20 protein-coding genes are annotated in these 16,325 nt (G+C 59.0%); 12 read left to right on the top strand and 8 right to left on the bottom strand.

The features are described from left to right. Positions 1-72: 72 nt before the first annotated feature. Positions 73-732 carry an HAD family hydrolase gene (locus tag QEZ52_RS18070; protein WP_406645870.1) on the top strand — a complete coding sequence of 220 codons (660 nt, stop codon included), beginning with the start codon at positions 73-75 and terminating at the stop codon, positions 730-732. Positions 733-811: 79 nt separating this feature from the next. Here the strand turns inward: QEZ52_RS18070 and map are convergent, their stop codons facing one another. Continuing rightward, positions 812-1,600 (bottom strand): type I methionyl aminopeptidase, encoded by a 789-nt coding sequence (gene map / locus QEZ52_RS18065; protein ID WP_406650553.1) that lies wholly within the window; start codon positions 1,598-1,600, stop codon positions 812-814. 138 nt (positions 1,601-1,738) lie between these two features. Then, positions 1,739-2,440: a DNA/RNA nuclease SfsA gene (sfsA, locus tag QEZ52_RS18060; RefSeq protein ID WP_406645869.1), complete on the bottom strand. Its 702-nt coding sequence runs from the start codon at positions 2,438-2,440 to the stop codon at positions 1,739-1,741. A 62-nt stretch (positions 2,441-2,502) separates the two neighbouring features. On the opposite strand from sfsA, the gene QEZ52_RS18055 reads away from it, so the two are divergent. Genes QEZ52_RS18055 through QEZ52_RS18040 form a run of 4 tightly spaced genes read left to right on the top strand, consistent with a single transcriptional unit; the run spans position 2,503 to position 5,526 of the window. Beyond that, the gene (locus tag QEZ52_RS18055; protein ID WP_406645868.1) at positions 2,503-3,270 is read left to right on the top strand and encodes a competence/damage-inducible protein A; all 768 of its coding nucleotides are present in this window, start codon (positions 2,503-2,505) and stop codon (positions 3,268-3,270) included. Next, complete coding sequence (locus QEZ52_RS18050) at positions 3,267-3,989, top strand: GNAT family N-acetyltransferase (RefSeq protein WP_406645867.1); 723 nt, start codon at positions 3,267-3,269, stop codon at positions 3,987-3,989. The genes QEZ52_RS18055 and QEZ52_RS18050 overlap by 4 nt, the downstream gene beginning before the upstream one ends. 11 nt (positions 3,990-4,000) lie before the next feature. Further along, positions 4,001-4,573 (top strand): peroxidase-related enzyme, encoded by a 573-nt coding sequence (locus tag QEZ52_RS18045; protein WP_406645866.1) that lies wholly within the window; start codon positions 4,001-4,003, stop codon positions 4,571-4,573. Positions 4,574-4,602: 29 nt separating this feature from the next. Beyond that, positions 4,603-5,526: an OmpA family protein gene (locus tag QEZ52_RS18040; protein ID WP_406650550.1), complete on the top strand. Its 924-nt coding sequence runs from the start codon at positions 4,603-4,605 to the stop codon at positions 5,524-5,526. Between the two features lie 103 nt (positions 5,527-5,629). Here the strand turns inward: QEZ52_RS18040 and QEZ52_RS18035 are convergent, their stop codons facing one another. After that, entirely contained in the window at positions 5,630-6,535 is a 906-nt protein-coding gene (locus tag QEZ52_RS18035) for a LysR family transcriptional regulator (protein WP_406645865.1), read from the bottom strand. Positions 6,536-6,787: 252 nt separating this feature from the next. Between QEZ52_RS18035 and QEZ52_RS18030 the strand changes: the two genes are divergently transcribed. Then, entirely contained in the window at positions 6,788-7,228 is a 441-nt protein-coding gene (locus tag QEZ52_RS18030) for a DUF4399 domain-containing protein (protein ID WP_406645864.1), read from the top strand. Positions 7,229-7,267: 39 nt separating this feature from the next. Here the strand turns inward: QEZ52_RS18030 and QEZ52_RS18025 are convergent, their stop codons facing one another. Next, positions 7,268-9,295, bottom strand: coding sequence for an FAD-dependent oxidoreductase (locus QEZ52_RS18025; RefSeq protein ID WP_406645863.1), 2,028 nt, complete (start codon positions 9,293-9,295; stop codon positions 7,268-7,270). A gap of 130 nt (positions 9,296-9,425) precedes the next feature. Between QEZ52_RS18025 and QEZ52_RS18020 the strand changes: the two genes are divergently transcribed. Both QEZ52_RS18020 and QEZ52_RS18015 read left to right on the top strand, forming a co-directional pair. Beyond that, positions 9,426-9,911 carry an RNA pyrophosphohydrolase gene (locus QEZ52_RS18020; protein WP_406645862.1) on the top strand — a complete coding sequence of 162 codons (486 nt, stop codon included), beginning with the start codon at positions 9,426-9,428 and terminating at the stop codon, positions 9,909-9,911. Continuing rightward, entirely contained in the window at positions 9,908-10,402 is a 495-nt protein-coding gene (locus QEZ52_RS18015) for a hypothetical protein (protein ID WP_406645861.1), read from the top strand. Before QEZ52_RS18020 ends, QEZ52_RS18015 begins: the two co-directional genes overlap by 4 nt. 219 nt (positions 10,403-10,621) lie before the next feature. Here the strand turns inward: QEZ52_RS18015 and QEZ52_RS18010 are convergent, their stop codons facing one another. Both QEZ52_RS18010 and nth read right to left on the bottom strand, forming a co-directional pair. Next, positions 10,622-11,611, bottom strand: coding sequence for an adenosine kinase (locus QEZ52_RS18010; RefSeq protein ID WP_406645860.1), 990 nt, complete (start codon positions 11,609-11,611; stop codon positions 10,622-10,624). Continuing rightward, complete coding sequence (gene nth / locus QEZ52_RS18005) at positions 11,608-12,252, bottom strand: endonuclease III (protein WP_406645859.1); 645 nt, start codon at positions 12,250-12,252, stop codon at positions 11,608-11,610. Before nth ends, QEZ52_RS18010 begins: the two co-directional genes overlap by 4 nt. A gap of 146 nt (positions 12,253-12,398) precedes the next feature. Between nth and QEZ52_RS18000 the strand changes: the two genes are divergently transcribed. Then, positions 12,399-13,253 (top strand): methylated-DNA--[protein]-cysteine S-methyltransferase, encoded by an 855-nt coding sequence (locus QEZ52_RS18000; RefSeq protein WP_406645858.1) that lies wholly within the window; start codon positions 12,399-12,401, stop codon positions 13,251-13,253. A 12-nt stretch (positions 13,254-13,265) separates the two neighbouring features. Here the strand turns inward: QEZ52_RS18000 and QEZ52_RS17995 are convergent, their stop codons facing one another. Next, positions 13,266-13,454: a hypothetical protein gene (locus QEZ52_RS17995; RefSeq protein ID WP_406645857.1), complete on the bottom strand. Its 189-nt coding sequence runs from the start codon at positions 13,452-13,454 to the stop codon at positions 13,266-13,268. A 105-nt stretch (positions 13,455-13,559) separates the two neighbouring features. Here QEZ52_RS17995 and QEZ52_RS17990 point away from each other — a divergent pair, with 105 nt between their 5' ends. The 3 genes from QEZ52_RS17990 to QEZ52_RS17980 all read left to right on the top strand — a co-directional run bounded on the left by QEZ52_RS17990 (position 13,560) and on the right by QEZ52_RS17980 (position 15,823). Next, positions 13,560-14,255 carry a helix-turn-helix transcriptional regulator gene (locus QEZ52_RS17990; protein ID WP_406645856.1) on the top strand — a complete coding sequence of 232 codons (696 nt, stop codon included), beginning with the start codon at positions 13,560-13,562 and terminating at the stop codon, positions 14,253-14,255. 139 nt (positions 14,256-14,394) lie between these two features. Further along, complete coding sequence (locus QEZ52_RS17985) at positions 14,395-15,057, top strand: OmpA family protein (protein WP_406645855.1); 663 nt, start codon at positions 14,395-14,397, stop codon at positions 15,055-15,057. 223 nt (positions 15,058-15,280) lie between these two features. After that, complete coding sequence (locus QEZ52_RS17980) at positions 15,281-15,823, top strand: NADPH-dependent FMN reductase (protein WP_406645854.1); 543 nt, start codon at positions 15,281-15,283, stop codon at positions 15,821-15,823. A gap of 54 nt (positions 15,824-15,877) precedes the next feature. Here QEZ52_RS17980 and QEZ52_RS17975 read toward each other — a convergent pair whose 3' ends face one another. Then, positions 15,878-16,279 (bottom strand): VOC family protein, encoded by a 402-nt coding sequence (locus tag QEZ52_RS17975; RefSeq protein ID WP_406645853.1) that lies wholly within the window; start codon positions 16,277-16,279, stop codon positions 15,878-15,880. Positions 16,280-16,325: the final 46 nt, after the last annotated feature.

Raw genomic sequence — 16,325 nt, 5'->3', positions numbered from 1 at the left:
GGGGTTTGCGTCTGACCAGGGCTGATGTCATGCTGGGTTTTTCGATCACCCCATCTTCAGGACACCCCCGCGATGCCACAAACCACCCCGACCCCTGCGCTGGTGATCTTTGACTGTGACGGGGTGCTGGTCGATAGCGAAACCATTTCAAATCAGGCGCTTGTTGACAATTTGGCGCGGTATGGTCTGAACCTTGATCTGGCTGGCAGCATGTCCCTGTTTGTTGGCTCGACAATGACCGGGGTGATGGACAAGGCCAGAAACCTTGGTGCCGACTTGCACGACGGTTGGATCGACGAAGTCTATCAGGAAACTTATGCGGCACTGGAAAACGGCGTCGATCTGATCCCCGGTATTCCAGAGTTGCTTCAGACCTTGGACCGGGCCGGTATACCGACATGCGTGGCGTCCAATGGCAGCGAGCACAAGATGCAGATCACCCTGGGACAGAATGGTCTGTGGCAGCGGTTCCATCACGCTATGTTCTCGGCTCATGCGCTGGGCATGTCCAAGCCGGACCCAGGCCTGTTTCTTGCGGCGGCCAGTCATTTCAATGTTCAGGCGCGGGACTGCCTGGTGATCGAAGACAGCCCGACCGGCGCTCTGGCCGCGGCACGCGCGGGGATGCGGTGCCTCGGCTATGCTGCGATCACGCCGGCCGAAACACTCAGCGACCAAGGGGCCGAAGTGATCCGGGACATGTCAGACGTTGCGCGCCTCATCGGACTTTAACGCCACGTCTCCTGCTTCTTTCTGGTCAAAAATACCTCGGGGGTCCGGGGGCAGCGCCCCCGGCGATCTCAATCCGATTTCACCCATATGTCGGATGAAATCGCCCGCCTGGAGACAGGGTAAAGATCTCCACACCATCGCTTGTGACGCCAACCGAATGTTCAAACTGCGCTGACAGAGACTTGTCGCGGGTGACGGCGGTCCAGTCGTCGGCCAGGACCTTGGTTTCCGGACGGCCCAGGTTCACCATCGGTTCGATGGTAAAGAACATGCCTTCTTCCAGAACCGGACCGGTGCCCGGACGGCCATAATGTAGAACATTGGGAGGCGCATGGAACACCCGTCCCAGTCCGTGGCCGCAGAAATCGCGGACAACGCTCATGCGATGCGATTCGACATAGGCCTGGATCGCATGGCCAATGTCGCCAAAGGTGTTGCCCGGCTTGACCACCTCGATGCCCTTCATCAGCGCATCATGGGTGATCTGAATCAGCCGTTCGGCTTTGCGCGGCAGTTTTCCCGCCACATACATGCGGCTGGTATCGCCGAACCAGCCATCGACAATCACGGTGACGTCGATGTTCAGAATGTCTCCATCCTTCAGCTTTTTATCGCCGGGAATGCCGTGGCAAACCACATGGTTGAGCGAAATGCAGCTGCCGTGTTGATAGCCTTTATAGCCGATGGTGGCAGATGTCGCACCGGCATCGTCGACCATCTGGGTGATGATCCGGTCGATTTCACCCGTGGTCTGTCCGACAAACACATGTGGCGCAATGTCATCCAGGATTTGTGCCGCCAGGGCACCCGCCACATGCATGCCTTCAAAATCGGCCTGCTCGTAAATACGGATGCCGTCCTTGGTCATGCGGCCACGGTCTGCTTTTTTCAAGATGCGCTCCATCACTGGGGTCAAGATCACGGGGGGTCAAGCTCGCGTTGTGTTTCGGGCCATATGTAAGACGTCTTGATCAAAAGGGCCAGAGGGGGTGATGCCTGCGCGAAGTCAGGCCGCAGGCAGTTCCGGACCGACCTCGACACCCTCGGGGGTTATGCGGGTGGTGTGGATCAAACGTTCGACGCCGTGGGAGGCCGCGGTGTCAAACGCCTGCGCATAGGCCGGGTCGATATCTGCAGCCAGAGCAAAGCGCTCGCAGTCCGTGCGCTGCACCAGATACAGCATCATGGCCCTGTGGCCCTGGTCCACCATGGCCGCCAATTCGCCCAGGTGTTTGGTGCCGCGCGCGGTGACGCTGTCGGGAAATTCGGCCAGACCGGGTTGTCGCGACAGGGTGACGCTTTTGACTTCGACATAACAATCAGGCAGGCCATCAGCGCTCAGCAGAAAGTCGATCCGGCTGTTCTCTCCGTATTTGACCTCGGCCCGCACATGGGAATAGGCGGCCAATGTCGGAATTTGGCGCGCCTCCAACGCAGCTTTGAGTGCCCGGTTGGGCACGGATGTATCGACCCCGGTAAAATGACCGTTTTCGTGATCCACCAGCCGCCAGCCGAATTTCAGCTTCTTCTTGGGGTCGTCATTGGGTTCCAGCCATACTTTGGTGTGCGGCGCGGCCAGCCCCATCATGGATCCGGGATTGGCACAATGGGCGGTGATCTCTCGCCCGTCTTCCAGCGTGCAATCGGCCAGAAACCGTTTATAGCGGCGGATCAGCCGGGCGGGGACAAGAGGGGTTTCAAAGCGCATGTGCACTGGCCTATACCTGCTGAAACGCGGGTTCAAGACCTGCATTTGAATGGAGTTTTGCCATGACAAACGCGATGATGACAAACCCGATGATGACAAACCCGACGGAGACAAACCCGACCGCAGCCATGTTGGTTATTGGCGACGAAATCCTGTCGGGGCGCACCCGGGATGCCAATATGCATTTTTTGGCTGGCGAATTGACCAAACACGGTATCGAGTTAAAGGAAGTCCGGATTGTCAGCGATGACGCAGCGGCGATCATTGCGGCGACGCGGGCCTTGTCGCAGGGATACAATCATGTCTTTACCAGCGGCGGTATCGGGCCGACCCATGACGACATTACCGCCGATTGTATTGCCCAGGCTTTTGATGCGCGTCTTGACGTGCGTGACGATGCGCGCGCGATCCTTCAGGCCCATTACGACACCATGGGGACCGAGCTGAACGAAGCCCGCCTGCGTATGGCGCGTATTCCGGATGGTGCAGCGCTGATCGACAACCCGGTTTCGGCGGCTCCGGGGTTCACCATCGCCAATGTGCATGTCATGGCCGGAGTGCCGTCTGTGTTTCAGGCCATGGTGGCCAGTGTGTTGCCGGGATTGGCCGGGGGGCAACCGGTGCTGTCCCAGACGCTGCGCGTGATGCGGGGCGAAGGGGATATTGCTGCAACGCTTTCGGCGCTGGCCGCGACGTTTTCGGACCTTTCCATTGGGTGCTACCCGTTCCAGAAAGACGGGGCCTATGGGGCGAACATCGTCGTGCGCGGCACGGATGGGACCCGCATTGATGCCGCCATGACCCAATTGGCCAAGGAGATCGACCAGTGACCACCGATCCGCGTTATTACGAAGTGGTAGATGCCACATGGCCCGCAGCCGGGTTTTCAATGTCAGGCCCGTTTCGCCTGCGTGAAGGGCAGGGCGGTGGTTCACGGGTATCGGCGGCAACGCTTGAGGCTGAACAGGCGAGCGACCAGGAGATTGCCGAGGCCGAACAGGCCATGCGGGACATGGGGCAATCCCCAAAGTTCATGATCCGCGACGGTCAGGATGGGTTTGACACACAGTTGGAGACGCTGGGGTATGCGGTTCTTGATCCGGTCAATATCTGGGCCTGCCCAGCCGCTCAGCTGACCGATGTCGTGATTCCGCGGGTCACGACCTTTGCGGTCTGGGAGCCGTTGCAGATCTGTCGGGAAATCTGGAACAGCGGTGGTATCGGCGCTGAACGTCAGGCAATCATGGACCGTGCCCAGGGCCCCAAGATCGCGTTGCTGGGGCGTCATCGTGACAAACCGGCGGGGACCGGGTTTTGCGCCATTCATGGCGATATTGCGATGGTGCACGCTCTGGAAATCCTGCCGCATCAACGCCGACAGGGCATGGGGGCCTGGATGATGCGTCAGGCGGCCATTTGGGCTGTGGACAATGGCGCACAGACACTGTCGGTGATTTGTACGAAACGTAACGATGGGGCCAATGGGCTTTACACTTCCCTGGGGATGACCTGCGTGGGACAGTATCACTATCGTCATAAATCCAATTGAAAGTGACCAAGATGACTGATCAGACCCGGCCGACTGCCCTGGACCTGCCTATGGTGGATCCGCTGCCCGAAGAGACACAGAAGTATTTTGATATCTGCGTGGAAAAGCTGGGCATGGTGCCCAATGTGCTCAAGGCGAACGCGTTTGATATTGCCAAGCTGAACGCCTTTACCGGGATGTACAACGACCTGATGCTGGCACCCAGCGGGTTGAGCAAGCTGGAGCGCGAGATGATCGCCGTGGTGGTGTCGTCCATCAACAAATGCTTTTATTGCCTTGTGGCGCATGGGGCGGCTGTGCGGCAATTGTCAGGCGATCCCAAGCTGGGCGAAATGCTGGTGATGAATTACCGCGTTGCACCTCTGGATGCGCGCCAGCGTGCGATGTTGGATTTTGCCGCCAAAATGACCGTTGCCAGCGCCGAGATCGAAGAACACCATCGCCAGGGTTTGCGCGACGTGGGGTTCAGCGATCGTGATATCTGGGACATTGCGAATGTGGCTGGTTTCTACAACATGTCGAACCGGGTGGCGAGCGCGACAGCCATGGTCCCCAACGACGAATATCACGCCCAACACCGGTGAGGGGCGCGCTGGGAATAGCCTGTTCGGTGATGTTGGCCGGACCTGTTCTGGCGGCAGACTGGATGTTGCCGGACAATGCACAGGATGTCAGCGAACGGATCAGCGTTTTTGACAGTTACGCGTTGCCGATTGGTGTCTTTGCATCCGGGCAGGTGCCAAGCCGGACTTTGGAAGGTCGCGTTGAACGTCGCAGTTGGCGGGTGGATGGCGCGGCCAGCACGACGTTGCAATTGTTGGATCCGTTGCGCCGTCAGCTGCAGGCCGATGGGTATCGCATTGTTCTTGACTGCGCGGACCGGGCCTGTGGCGGATTTGATTTCCGTTTTGGAATCGAAGTGATCCCAGCGCCGGACATGATCGTCGATATCGGCGATTATCGATTTGTGTCCGCAGCGCGGGGTGACGAGGAGACTGTTACCATCCTGGTCAGTCGGGCAGGGTCGTCGAACTATGTTCAGATCATAGAAGTCGGCCCCCGCCACCGGGACAGTGTGGCAAAGCCCGCTGTTGGTACTCAGACCGAAGCCCAATCTGGTCCATCCGCCCAAGACATCATGCCGCAACCTGAGGCGCAGATCGGTGATCTGGTCGCGCGGTTGTTGGCGGACGGGCATGTGGTGCTGGACGATCTGGATTTTGGGACCGGGGCGACGCAATTGGCAGACGGCAATCCGACGTCGCTGTCGCTGTTGGCTGCGTTCCTGAAGGAGAATGAACAGTACCGTCTGTATCTGGTTGGACATACGGACAATGTCGGCAGCCTGCAGGACAATATCGTCTTGTCCCGCAAGCGGGCAGCGGCGGTCAAGGACAGGTTGGTTCGTCAATATGCGATTGATGACGGTCGGCTTGAAGCTGAAGGGGTCGGTTATCTGGCTCCGGTGGCGTCGAATCTGATTCCGGATGGGCAGAAGACAAATCGCCGTGTCGAAGCGGTTCTGTTGGAGCAATAAGGCCGTTGGAACGACCTTGGCTTGGTGAATGCCGGGCAAGAAAAAACCCCCGAACATGTATTCGGGGGCAGGTGTTTGCCAAGGGAAACAGATGGGAGCGACCTTACCAATCGGTCGGACCCTTTTCGGCAAAAGCGTGTATGAGAAAATCGATAAAGGCGCGAACCTTTGGCTGGGTAAACCGGCCCGGCGGGTACACGGCATAGATCCCTTGGGTCTCCAGCGGCAAAGACGGCATTGCGTCTTCAACCAGCCCTTGTTCCAGCGCGTCGGCGTAGAGATAGCTGGGAAGATACGCGATCCCGAGGCCGGAAATCGCCGCGTTGAGAAGCGATTGACCATCGTTGACGCTAAGCCATCCGGCCGTTCGAACCTGGCGTTTCTCACCCGATGGGGCGGTCAGTTTCCAGACGTTGCCGCTGGACTGGTTCGAATAATGCAGAAGCTTGTGTTCATTCAGGTCGTCGATCTTTTGTGGACGTCCGTATTTTTCGAAATAGGCCGGGCTGGCGATCATCCGTTTGTTGGTTTCTGTCAGCTTGCGCGCTCTCAACGAGCTGTCTTCCAGCTCACCGATCCGCACAGCCATATCGAACCCTTCGGAAATCAGTTCGACGTAGCGATTGTTCAATACCATGTTGACGGTAATATCGGGGAAGTCTGACAGGAATTCGGACAGCACCGGGGACAGATGATTGACACCAAAGTCGGTGGCGACCGAAATCCGCAACAATCCCGAAGGTGCGGATTGCATCGACGTGACCAGGGCATCTGCTTCTCCGGCGTCGTTCAACACCCGACGCGCCCGGTCATAATAGGCCAGACCGATTTCAGTCGGGCTTACCCGGCGGGTGGTTCGGTTCAGCAGGCGGGCACCCAGTCGAGCTTCGAGTGACGACACATGTTTGGAGACTGCGGATTTGGAAATCCCCATCTTTTTTGCCGCGTCGGTGAATCCACCTTGGTCCACCACATTGGCAAAGGCTTCCATTTCAGTCAGTCGGTCCATCTGCACGTCCTCGATTTCTTCTGATCTGAGTCTTGTTTGACCTCAAATCTGGGCAAGAAGGGGGCACAGGTTGGATAATACAAAGGTTTTGTCGAGGATCGTTTGCGACTTGGAAACAAGCGTGGCGTGATACATTGGGGCTATCACGGCTTCACTTCCCGGTGAGGACGCCGTTGTTTGGGGTGGGGTTTGCCCCGGTCTTCCTGCATTCTGAACCTCTTTTAGTAACGCGTACAGAGGGACACGAAGCTCATGAAGATCAGATCCACGATTGTTGCCACCCTGGTCATGTTGTCGACCGCAGTGCCAGCGCTGGCTCGGGACACCGCCGCACCTGATGGGGCTGCCGTCTATTTTGTTACACTCAAGGATGGCGATACTGTTTCATCGCCGGTCACAGTGCAATTTGGCCTGAGAGAGTTGGGGGTGGCCCCGGCCGGAACCGAGCGGGACAATACCGGACACCACCATTTGTTGATTGATACCACAGCCTATGGGGCCGACACTTTGGACACATTCGACGATGGGATCCCTGGCGATGATCACCACAAGCATTTTGGGGGTGGGCAGACCGAAGTCACATTAGATCTGAGCAAGGGGACACATACCTTGCAATTGCTGGTGGGGGATATGTTCCATGTCCCGCACGTCAATCCGATCTATTCCGAACAGATCACCATCACGGTGGATTGATCCCCTGGTGCCCGTTTTGCACGGGCACCATCGGTTTGATCAGAACGAAGCGGCCAGCCGCGTGCCTTGATTGATCGCGCGTTTGGCATCCAGTTCGGCGGCGACATCTGCGCCACCGATGACATGTGGGGTCACGCCCCGATCCGCCAACGCGTCCGCCAGTGATCGCTCCGAAACCTGCCCCGAACACAGGACAATCGTGTCCGCCGAGATCACGGTCGGGTTTTCGCGCGCCTCTCCAAACGAGACATGCAGACCATCATCGTCAATGCGTTCATAGTTCACCCCGCCGACAAAATTTACGTCCTTCATCTTCAACGCGGCCCGGTGGATCCACCCGGTGGTCTTGCCCAGCCCTTTGCCATGGGCCTTTGTCTTTCGTTGCAACAATGTGACCGCGCGGGCGGGCGCGTGGGGTTGCGGTCCTTCGGGAGCCAGACCAGATCGGTGTTCGGAGGGATCAGTCACGCCCCACTCCTTCATCCAGGCAGGCAGGTCTTCGGTCAGGCTGGTGCCTTCGTGCAGCAGAAATTCGGAAACATCGAACCCGATCCCACCAGCGCCGATCACTGCCACATGTTTGCCCACTGGTGCCTTGTGACGCAGCACATCGATATAATTCAGGACATTGTCGCGGTCTTGCCCTGGGATCTGCGGATCGCGGGGGGTGACGCCGGTGGCAATCACCACCTCGTCAAACCCGGTCAGGTCATCCGGGCCAACTTCGGCTCCCAGTCGCACGTCCACGCCGGCATCCGCGACCATGGTACGGTACCAATCGACCAACCCCCAGAATTCTTCCTTGCCGGGCACCTGTTTGGCCATGTTCAGCTGGCCGCCAATCTCGTCCGCCCGATCAAACAATGTGACTGAATGACCCCGATCCGCCGCCGTGAGCGCCGTAGCCAACCCGGCCGGTCCGGCACCAACAATGGCCACCGATTTACGCGCGTCCGCCGGGTCAATCACCAATTCGGTCTCGTTGCAGGCCAGCGGGTTCACCAAACAGGTGGTCAACTTGCCGCTGAATGTGTGGTCCAGACAGGCCTGGTTGCAAGCGATGCAGGGGGCGATGCGATCCCCGCGGCCCTCCATCGCCTTTCTCACGAAATGCGCGTCGGCCAACATGGGCCGGGCCATTGACACCATATCGGCACAGCCATCGGCCAGCACCTGTTCAGCCACCTCGGGCGTGTTGATCCGGTTGGATGTGATGATCGGAATCGACACTTTGCCCATCAGCTTCTTGGTGACCCAGGCGAATGCCGCGCGCGGTACCGACGTGGCGATGGTGGGAATGCGGGCCTCGTGCCAGCCAATGCCGGTGTTCAGAATGGTGGCACCGGCCTTTTCGATTTCGACCGCCAGTTGAACGACCTCGTCATGGGTGGAGCCATTGGGCACAAGGTCAATCATCGACAGGCGGTAGATGATGATGAAATCGCTGCCCACGGCCGCGCGGGTGCGTCGCACCACGTCGATGGGCAGGCGCATCCGGTTCTCGTAGGAGCCGCCCCAACGGTCGGTGCGTTTGTTTGTATGGGTCACCAGAAACTGGTTCAGGAAATACCCTTCGGACCCCATGATTTCGACCCCGTCATAGCCAGCCTTTTGGGCCAGCTGCGCGGCATTGACGATGTCGCTGATCTGTTTCTCGATTCCGTCTTCGTCCAACTCTGCTGGCGGAAACGGGGAAATCGGAGACTTCACCGGGCTGGGAGCGACGCATTTTGGCCCATAGGCATAGCGTCCTGCGTGCAGAATTTGCATGGCGATCTTGCCGCCTGCCGCATGTACCCGGTCGGTGACGATCGCATGGTTGGCCACATCGTCGTCATTGGTCATCATCGACGCGCCAGGAAGCACCGATCCTTCCAGGTTGGGTCCAATGCCGCCGGTGACCATCAGCCCGACGTCGCCGCGGGCCCGTTCGGCATAAAATTCTGCGACCCGGTTCCAGTCCCGTGTTTCTTCGAGACCGGTGTGCATCGACCCCATGAGAACCCTGTTTTTTAATGTGGTGAATCCCAGATCCAGCGGGGCCAGCATGTTTGGGTACGCAGTCATATTACTCTCCCTGATTTGCCCATTAGAATTGCCGCGCTGCGGCGGCTTGTCATCTCATACGCAGCGTCACCCCCTTGCGCGACGCCGGGGCAGCGTTACACAGGACAGACAACCATACCAGGAGCCCGCGATGACCCCCGAAGAGATCACCAACCTGCCCTATCGCCCCTGTGTCGGTGTGATGCTGATGAACCCAGGAGGGGGGATTTTTGTGGGACAACGCAATGACCGCCATGCAGAGGCCTGGCAGATGCCTCAGGGCGGCGTGGATCCGGGCGAAGCCCCCAAGGATGCAGCGCTGCGCGAGTTGTGGGAAGAAACCGGAGTGCGCGCCGATCTGGTTGAAATTGTCGCCGAAACCGATGGTTGGCTGCCCTATGATCTGCCCCATGACATTGTTCCAGTGATCTGGGGCGGGCAATTTCGCGGGCAAGAGCAGAAATGGTTCCTGATGCGCTTTACCGGCACGGATGATCAGGTGAATATCGCCACCGAACACCCGGAATTCACCACATGGAAATGGCAACACCCCAATCGTCTGGTCGCCGAAATCGTTCCCTTTAAACGCGCGGTCTATGAACAGGTTCTGGCGGCCTTTCAGGATCACCTGTCATGATCTGCCGGTTGTCTTCTGCATTGATTGGTGTGGTTTTGGCCGGCCCGGCCGTGGCGCTCAGCTGCCTGCCTTGGGGGGCAACCGATGCTTACCTCGAAGCCGCAGCCTCCAAATCCAATTTCGTGGTGGTGGATGGGCAACTGACCTTTGATGACAGCCTGCTGCCCACAACGGACTGGGAGAACCAGCAGCACACGCCGGAACAAAGCCGCATTCCGGCCCGTATCCAAGGGCAGTCGCTCAGCCGTGCTGGCTATCTGACCCCGTTTGCCTCAGACATTACCCTCGAAGTGCTGTGTTATGGCCCCTGGTGTGCAGGGGCAACGGACGGGGCGCGATATGTCATGTTCCTCGAACAACGCCCCGGCGGCTATGTGCTTCAGGTCAACCCATGCGGTGGTTTTGCCTTTGACGCAGGCAAGGGCGAGGCAGCGAAACAGGTGCTGCAATGCCATCAGGGCGGTCGTTGCGCCCCGCGCGCGGGAAACTGACCCGTTCCAGGTCGGCGCGCCGTGGGGCAGGATCAGGATCCGGCCTTCATCTGGCCAGAAATATCCCCGCCGGAGGCTCGGAGCGTTCAAACCAGCGCCCCAACCCTCGGAAAAGCTCAACCAAAGCCAAGCAGGCAGCGCGGATGCGCTGCCACGCCCAACGGGAGGAAAGGCCCCGTTCAGGGGCCTTGACGACGGGCGGGAGAACGCCGTTCTTGCTCAGGCCAATCCGGCGTCGCGCAACAGGTCCATGACGCTGACCTCCGGGCGCGGGCCAACATGTCGGATGACCTCAGCCGCACAGACACCGCCGATTTTGGCACAGGTTTCAAGATCCCGGCCACTGGCCAGCCCAAACAGGAACCCGGCGGCGAATTGGTCGCCCGCGCCTGTGGCATCCACCGGCACGATTTTTTCGACGGCCACGTCGATACGGGTGCCTTCACCCATCACCGTCACCCCATCACCGGATCGGGTGCAGACCACCAGCGGACAGATGGCGACTGTCTTGTGCAGCGCGTCATCCAGATCGTCGGTTTCCCACAGGGATTTGATTTCGGCCTCGTTACCGATCACAAAATCCAGTTCGTTTTCAATCAGAGACAGGAAATCCGCGCGGTGACGCTCGACGCAGAAAGGATCCGAGATCGAAATTCCAGGGCGGCCGCCTCCAACCTTGCAGGCCCGCGCCGCCTTGCGAAAGGCGGTTTTGCCTGCGTCGTGATCAAACAGATACCCTTCCAGAAACATGATCTGGGTCTTGCCCGCCACATCCTCGGGCACATCCGCCGAGGTCAGTCCGGTGGAAATCCCCAGATAGGTGTTCATGGACCGCTCGCCATCGGGCGACACAAAGATCATTGACCGCGAGGTCGGCAATTCTCCACCCGCAACAGGCGGGTTGACGAAATCCACGCCATCCTCGTTCATGGCATCCGCATAAAAACGCCCCAGCGCATCATCGTGCACACGTCCGATGAAGGCCGTATCCAGTCCCAGCGCTCCGGCACCAGCGATTGTATTGGCCACGGACCCGCCCGGGGTCTGGATGCGTTCGTTCATCGCCGCATACAACAGCTCGCCGCGCTCCTGGTCAATCAGCTGCATGATGCCTTTTTCAATGCCCATCAGTTCCAGAAAGCTGTCATCGCCGTGGCTGATGACGTCAACAACGGCATTTCCGATGCCGGCAAGCTGGTAGGTTTTCATAGGTTCTTGTCCTCGAATTTGCACAGGTCCCGGATCAGGCAGGTGCCACATTGGGGTTTGCGCGCTTTGCAATGGTACCGGCCGTGCAGGATCAGCCAATGATGGGCGTGATGCTGGAAATCGACCGGAATATGATCTTCGATGGCGCGTTCGACCGCGTCTACATCCTTGCCCGGACAAATCCCGGACCGGTTGCCCACGCGAAAGATATGGGTGTCCACCGCCTGTGCGGGATGATGCCACCACATGTTCAGCACCACATTGGCAGTCTTGCGCCCGACGCCGGGCAGCGCCTGCAGCGCCGCGCGGGAATTGGGGACGACACCGCCGTGTTCTTCGACCAGAATGCGGCTCAGCTTGATCACATTCTTGGCTTTTTGGCGGAACAGGCCAATGGTTTTGATGTGTTCGATTAATCCCTCTTCGCCCAGATCCAGCATCTTCTGCGGCGTGTCAGCGATTTGGAACAGATCCTTTGTCGCCTTGTTGACGCCTGCGTCGGTGGCCTGTGCCGACAGGGCGACCGCCACCACCAGCGTATAGACATTGACGTGATCCAGTTCCCCTTTGGGCTCTGGCTCTGCTGCCTGAAACCGCGTGAAAATCTCGCGCAAGGTATGATAATCGAGTTGCTTTGCCATGGCTGCTTTAATGCCGTGCCGCGCAGGTTCCCGCAACGGGTAAAAACCGGTTGACCCAAGGTGCAGGAAAAAGTCGCAAGTTTCGGGTCGATTGCACCGGGAGGCCGGGCGTAAAGTAGAGACATCCGAATTTGAGAGGGTCGTCCATGACTGTCGAGACCAGCGAAAACAGCTATCATTACGGCGTCATGCGACGTGCGATTGACCTGATCGATCAGGGCGAAGAGGATTTGCCTCTGGAAGAATTGGCAGATCAGATGGGGATGAGCCCGGCCCATTTCCAGCGTTTGTTTTCCGCCTGGGTCGGGGTGTCGCCCAAACGCTATCAGCAATATCTACGCCTGGGCCATGCCAAAACCCTGTTGCGTGATCACTTTTCAACATTGGACACGGCGCATTCGGTCGGGCTGTCCGGTAGTGGGCGGTTGCATGATCTGTTTGTGCGGTGGGAAGCCATGAGCCCCGGTGACTTTGCCCGCAAGGGCGACGGGTTGGTGATCAACTGGGGATGGTTTGACAGCCCCTTTGGTCAGGCGCTGGCCATGGGCACGACCAAGGGCATCTGTGGTCTGGCCTTTGCCGAAGAGACCGGGGCTGAAGCGACCTGGGGCGATATGATTGCCCGATGGCCCAAGGCGACGTATGTCCAGGCCCCAGATCAATTGCGCCCACTGGTCGAGGCGGTGTTCACAGGGCGTGGCGAAACGGCGCTGTTCATGATCGGGGCACCGATGCAGATCAAAGTGTGGGAAGCGTTGTTGCGGATCCCGTCGGGGCAGGTCACCACCTATTCCGAAATCGCCAAATCCGTCGGAGCGCCCAAGGCGGTGCGCGCGGTTGGGACTGCGGTGGGGCGCAATCCGGTCAGCTTCCTGATTCCCTGTCACCGGGCGCTGCGCAAATCCGGTGCCTTGGGCGGCTATCATTGGGGGCTGCCGGTGAAACGGGCGATGCTGGCCTATGAGGCGGCGCAGGCCGATGGTCGGTCCGATGCGGCCTGAGCCCATGCGGTGTCAGGCCATCCGCCGTCGCAGCCATCCGAACAACCGCCACCCGGCTGGTGCAACAGTCATCGGTTTGCTCTTTGGTTGGTGTACCTGACGGAGCAATTCGCGTTCGCGTTCATAGGCTTTCAGCGGGCGGTCGTCCTGCCAGCAGCCCAGTTGCAGTTTCATCATTGTCTTGGTGTTGAAATAGCTCATGGTTTGATCCTTTCTGATAAAAGGACACTCGCAGGTCGCCCCTGACAGGGTGTTGTCAGGAGCCTGTGCTAGTGTGTCAGCAGGAAATCAGCACCAGAGGATCAGATGCGCCGTTCCAGCCGATTGTTTGAAATCATCCAGATCCTGCGCGGGGCACCCGGCCCGGTGACGGCGGATGCTCTGGCCGAAGGGCTGGAGGTTTCGACGCGCACGATTTACCGCGATATCTCGGCGCTTCAGGCCATGCGAACCCCGGTCGAAGGCGAGGCCGGGATTGGGTACATGATGCGGCGTGGCTATGATCTGCCGCCGTTGAATTTTGATGCCGAAGAGGTCGAAGCCCTGCATGTGGGGTTGTCGATGCTGGCGCGCACGGGGGACAGCGCCCTGCAAGAGGCCGCCAGCCGGATCTGTCGCAAGATCGAAGCCCTGCACGAGGATAGCAGTTGGTTGCAGGTTGCGCCCTGGGGGGCACCACCGGACGACCCGGCGCGGGGCTGTGTGTCGATCGCTGCCTTGCGTGACGCGGTGCGAGACGAACGCAAGCTGCGCCTGACCTATCGCAATGGGCAAGAGCAGGAAAGCCAGCGCATCGTTCGTCCGGTTGCCGTGATTTACCATCTGGAGTGCACCATGCTGGCAGCATGGTGTGAGCTGCGCGGGGGCTTTCGCCATTTTCGCACGGACAGGATCTGGGGGTGTGAGCCGATGGAGGAACAGTTCATTGGGCAAGGCAATGCCTTGCGCATGGTCTGGCAGGATCTGAACCGGTGGGAGGAGACCTCGCCGGCGCACAGCTGATGCAATGGGCCCAAGGGAAGAGCTTGGGCGGGGAATTGCCGATTATTCGGATCAAAGGCTTGAGCCGAGGCAGCGCAACACCGATATATTCAGGTAAAACCCGGCAGGTATCACCGGGGCGAGCAGAAAAGGCACAGTCATGACATTCGCAAAAGCAACTTCGGTTCTGGCCATGGGGTCCATTCTGGTGATGGGGGCCTGTACCAATCCAGCGTATCTGGACCCCGATGACCCGCATTCCAAGGCCAAGCAGGGCGCGCTTATTGGTGGCCTTCTGGGGGCCGGAATTGGGGCGCTGACTTCGGATGATGACAAGGGCGCGACCATCGCCGGGAGCGCCATTCTGGGCGCAGCGGCGGGTGGTCTGATCGGCAATGAGCTGGACAAGCAGGCGGCCGAGCTGCGTCAGGAGCTGGACGATGGGATTTCGGTCGTTAATGAAGGCGACCGGTTGGTGGTGTCTCTGCCCAATGATCTGACGTTTGACACTGACAGCTATGCGGTGCGCCCTGTGTTGAAAACGGATCTGTCCAAGGTTGCCGCCAACCTGCAGAGATACCCGAATTCGACCGTTCAGGTGATTGGCCATACAGATAGTGATGGCGAGGCATCGTACAACCTGACTTTGTCCCAGCGTCGCGCCAATGCAGTTGCCGACGAGTTGCAGGCCGGTGGCGTGTCCTATACGCGCATTCGCACCTCTGGCCGTGGTGAGGATGAACCCGTTGCCTCAAATCTGGACGAGGCGGGAAAGGCACGCAACCGCCGGGTCGAAATCGTGGTGATCCCCAGCCAGAGTTGATCTGAGATTCTATCATCCAGGTCACGTCAGGCTATGATGGGCGCGCTGGTGAGCCAACCAGTGCGCCGTTTTCCCATCAGTGTTCATGGCCGGGTTTCCGGTTGCTGAGGCTGTGCGCTTCCTTTGGTGCATTCCCGAACAGCCAATGCGCGGTGGTCGGCTTTTTCATGTTTCACGCTTGGCTTAGACAGGTCAGGTGAGGTGAAAACAAGGGAGCGCCACCATGTCCGATTTTGTTCTTCTGGGGGTATCTGGGTCGCTGCGGGCACAGGCCACCAACCGGAAATTGCTGCGTGAAGCGGCGCGTGTGTTTGGCCCGTGTTCCTATGTCGAAGCGGATCTGCGCCTGCCTTTGTATGACGGCGACGCAGAAGCGTCAGACGGGATCCCGTCTGAGGTTCAGTTTCTGGCCGATCAGATTGCAGCTGCGGATGCCGTGATCCTGTCGACTCCTGAATACAACAAAGGACCATCCGGTGTTCTGAAAAACGCCCTGGATTGGGTCAGCCGCACAGACGGTTCGCCCTGGATGGGCAAGCCGGTGGCCGTGATGTCGTCGGCGGCGGGGCGCGCAGGTGGTGAACAGGCACAGGCGGTATTGCGCGGGTTCATGGTGCCCTTTCAACCCCGGCTCGTGTCTGGCCCGCAGGTTCATCTGGCGGGGGCTGCCAGCCAGTTTGATGACAACGGCCAATTGATCAGCACGCAATACACCGCAACGCTGACCCGGTTGATGCAAATTCTGCGCGACGACGCGACAGGGTAAGGCCGTTCAACGCCGCTCTGTTGCGACGTGGGCCCGACCGGATCAGCAACCGGATCAGCAGCGACGGTTGCTGATTTCGAGAAGATTTCCGTCGGGGTCGCGGATATAGATCGACTGCAAACCGCCCGCGGCCCCGGTCCGCGGCACCGGGCCTTCGATGATGGAAATGTCCAACTTGGCGAGGTGGTCCAGCCAATCCTGCAACGGTGCTGTAGACAAAAAGCACAAATCCGCGGTGCCAGGGCAGGGTGTTGCAGCCTTGGGAGAGAACTCATGCCGGTGCGGGTGCAGGTTTATCTTTTGCGAGCCAAACCGCAGCGCATGGCGGGTCGTTCCATCCAGAGGATGAAAGATTTCGGCAGTCATACCAAGCGTTTCCGTATAGAATGCTATCGTGCGGTCTATATCCTTGACTGTCAGAACCAAGTGATCAAGAGATGTCAGTGACAAGGTCATTTTTGCAGTGTCCTTTGGTCATGCGGCGCAGTCTAACCGGAGATTA

The organism is Aliisedimentitalea scapharcae, assembly GCF_045277565.1.
GTDB lineage: Bacteria > Pseudomonadota > Alphaproteobacteria > Rhodobacterales > Rhodobacteraceae > Aliisedimentitalea > Aliisedimentitalea scapharcae.
The sequence above is the reverse complement of the archived record's forward strand: the minus strand, read 5'-3'. Positions and strand labels throughout refer to the sequence as shown.

Coding starts and splice junctions, on each gene's coding strand:
- QEZ52_RS18070 (WP_406645870.1), top strand. CDS start 73: ATGCCACAAACCACCCCGACCCCTGCGCTGGTGATCTTTGACTGTGAC.
- map (WP_406650553.1), bottom strand. CDS start 1,600: ATGACCAAGGACGGCATCCGTATTTACGAGCAGGCCGATTTTGAAGGC.
- sfsA (WP_406645869.1), bottom strand. CDS start 2,440: ATGCGCTTTGAAACCCCTCTTGTCCCCGCCCGGCTGATCCGCCGCTAT.
- QEZ52_RS18055 (WP_406645868.1), top strand. CDS start 2,503: ATGACAAACGCGATGATGACAAACCCGATGATGACAAACCCGACGGAG.
- QEZ52_RS18045 (WP_406645866.1), top strand. CDS start 4,001: ATGACTGATCAGACCCGGCCGACTGCCCTGGACCTGCCTATGGTGGAT.
- QEZ52_RS18040 (WP_406650550.1), top strand. CDS start 4,603: ATGTTGGCCGGACCTGTTCTGGCGGCAGACTGGATGTTGCCGGACAAT.
- QEZ52_RS18035 (WP_406645865.1), bottom strand. CDS start 6,535: ATGGACCGACTGACTGAAATGGAAGCCTTTGCCAATGTGGTGGACCAA.
- QEZ52_RS18030 (WP_406645864.1), top strand. CDS start 6,788: ATGAAGATCAGATCCACGATTGTTGCCACCCTGGTCATGTTGTCGACC.
- QEZ52_RS18025 (WP_406645863.1), bottom strand. CDS start 9,295: ATGACTGCGTACCCAAACATGCTGGCCCCGCTGGATCTGGGATTCACC.
- QEZ52_RS18020 (WP_406645862.1), top strand. CDS start 9,426: ATGACCCCCGAAGAGATCACCAACCTGCCCTATCGCCCCTGTGTCGGT.
- QEZ52_RS18015 (WP_406645861.1), top strand. CDS start 9,908: ATGATCTGCCGGTTGTCTTCTGCATTGATTGGTGTGGTTTTGGCCGGC.
- QEZ52_RS18010 (WP_406645860.1), bottom strand. CDS start 11,611: ATGAAAACCTACCAGCTTGCCGGCATCGGAAATGCCGTTGTTGACGTC.
- nth (WP_406645859.1), bottom strand. CDS start 12,252: ATGGCAAAGCAACTCGATTATCATACCTTGCGCGAGATTTTCACGCGG.
- QEZ52_RS18000 (WP_406645858.1), top strand. CDS start 12,399: ATGACTGTCGAGACCAGCGAAAACAGCTATCATTACGGCGTCATGCGA.
- QEZ52_RS17995 (WP_406645857.1), bottom strand. CDS start 13,454: ATGAGCTATTTCAACACCAAGACAATGATGAAACTGCAACTGGGCTGC.
- QEZ52_RS17990 (WP_406645856.1), top strand. CDS start 13,560: ATGCGCCGTTCCAGCCGATTGTTTGAAATCATCCAGATCCTGCGCGGG.
- QEZ52_RS17985 (WP_406645855.1), top strand. CDS start 14,395: ATGACATTCGCAAAAGCAACTTCGGTTCTGGCCATGGGGTCCATTCTG.
- QEZ52_RS17980 (WP_406645854.1), top strand. CDS start 15,281: ATGTCCGATTTTGTTCTTCTGGGGGTATCTGGGTCGCTGCGGGCACAG.
- QEZ52_RS17975 (WP_406645853.1), bottom strand. CDS start 16,279: ATGACCTTGTCACTGACATCTCTTGATCACTTGGTTCTGACAGTCAAG.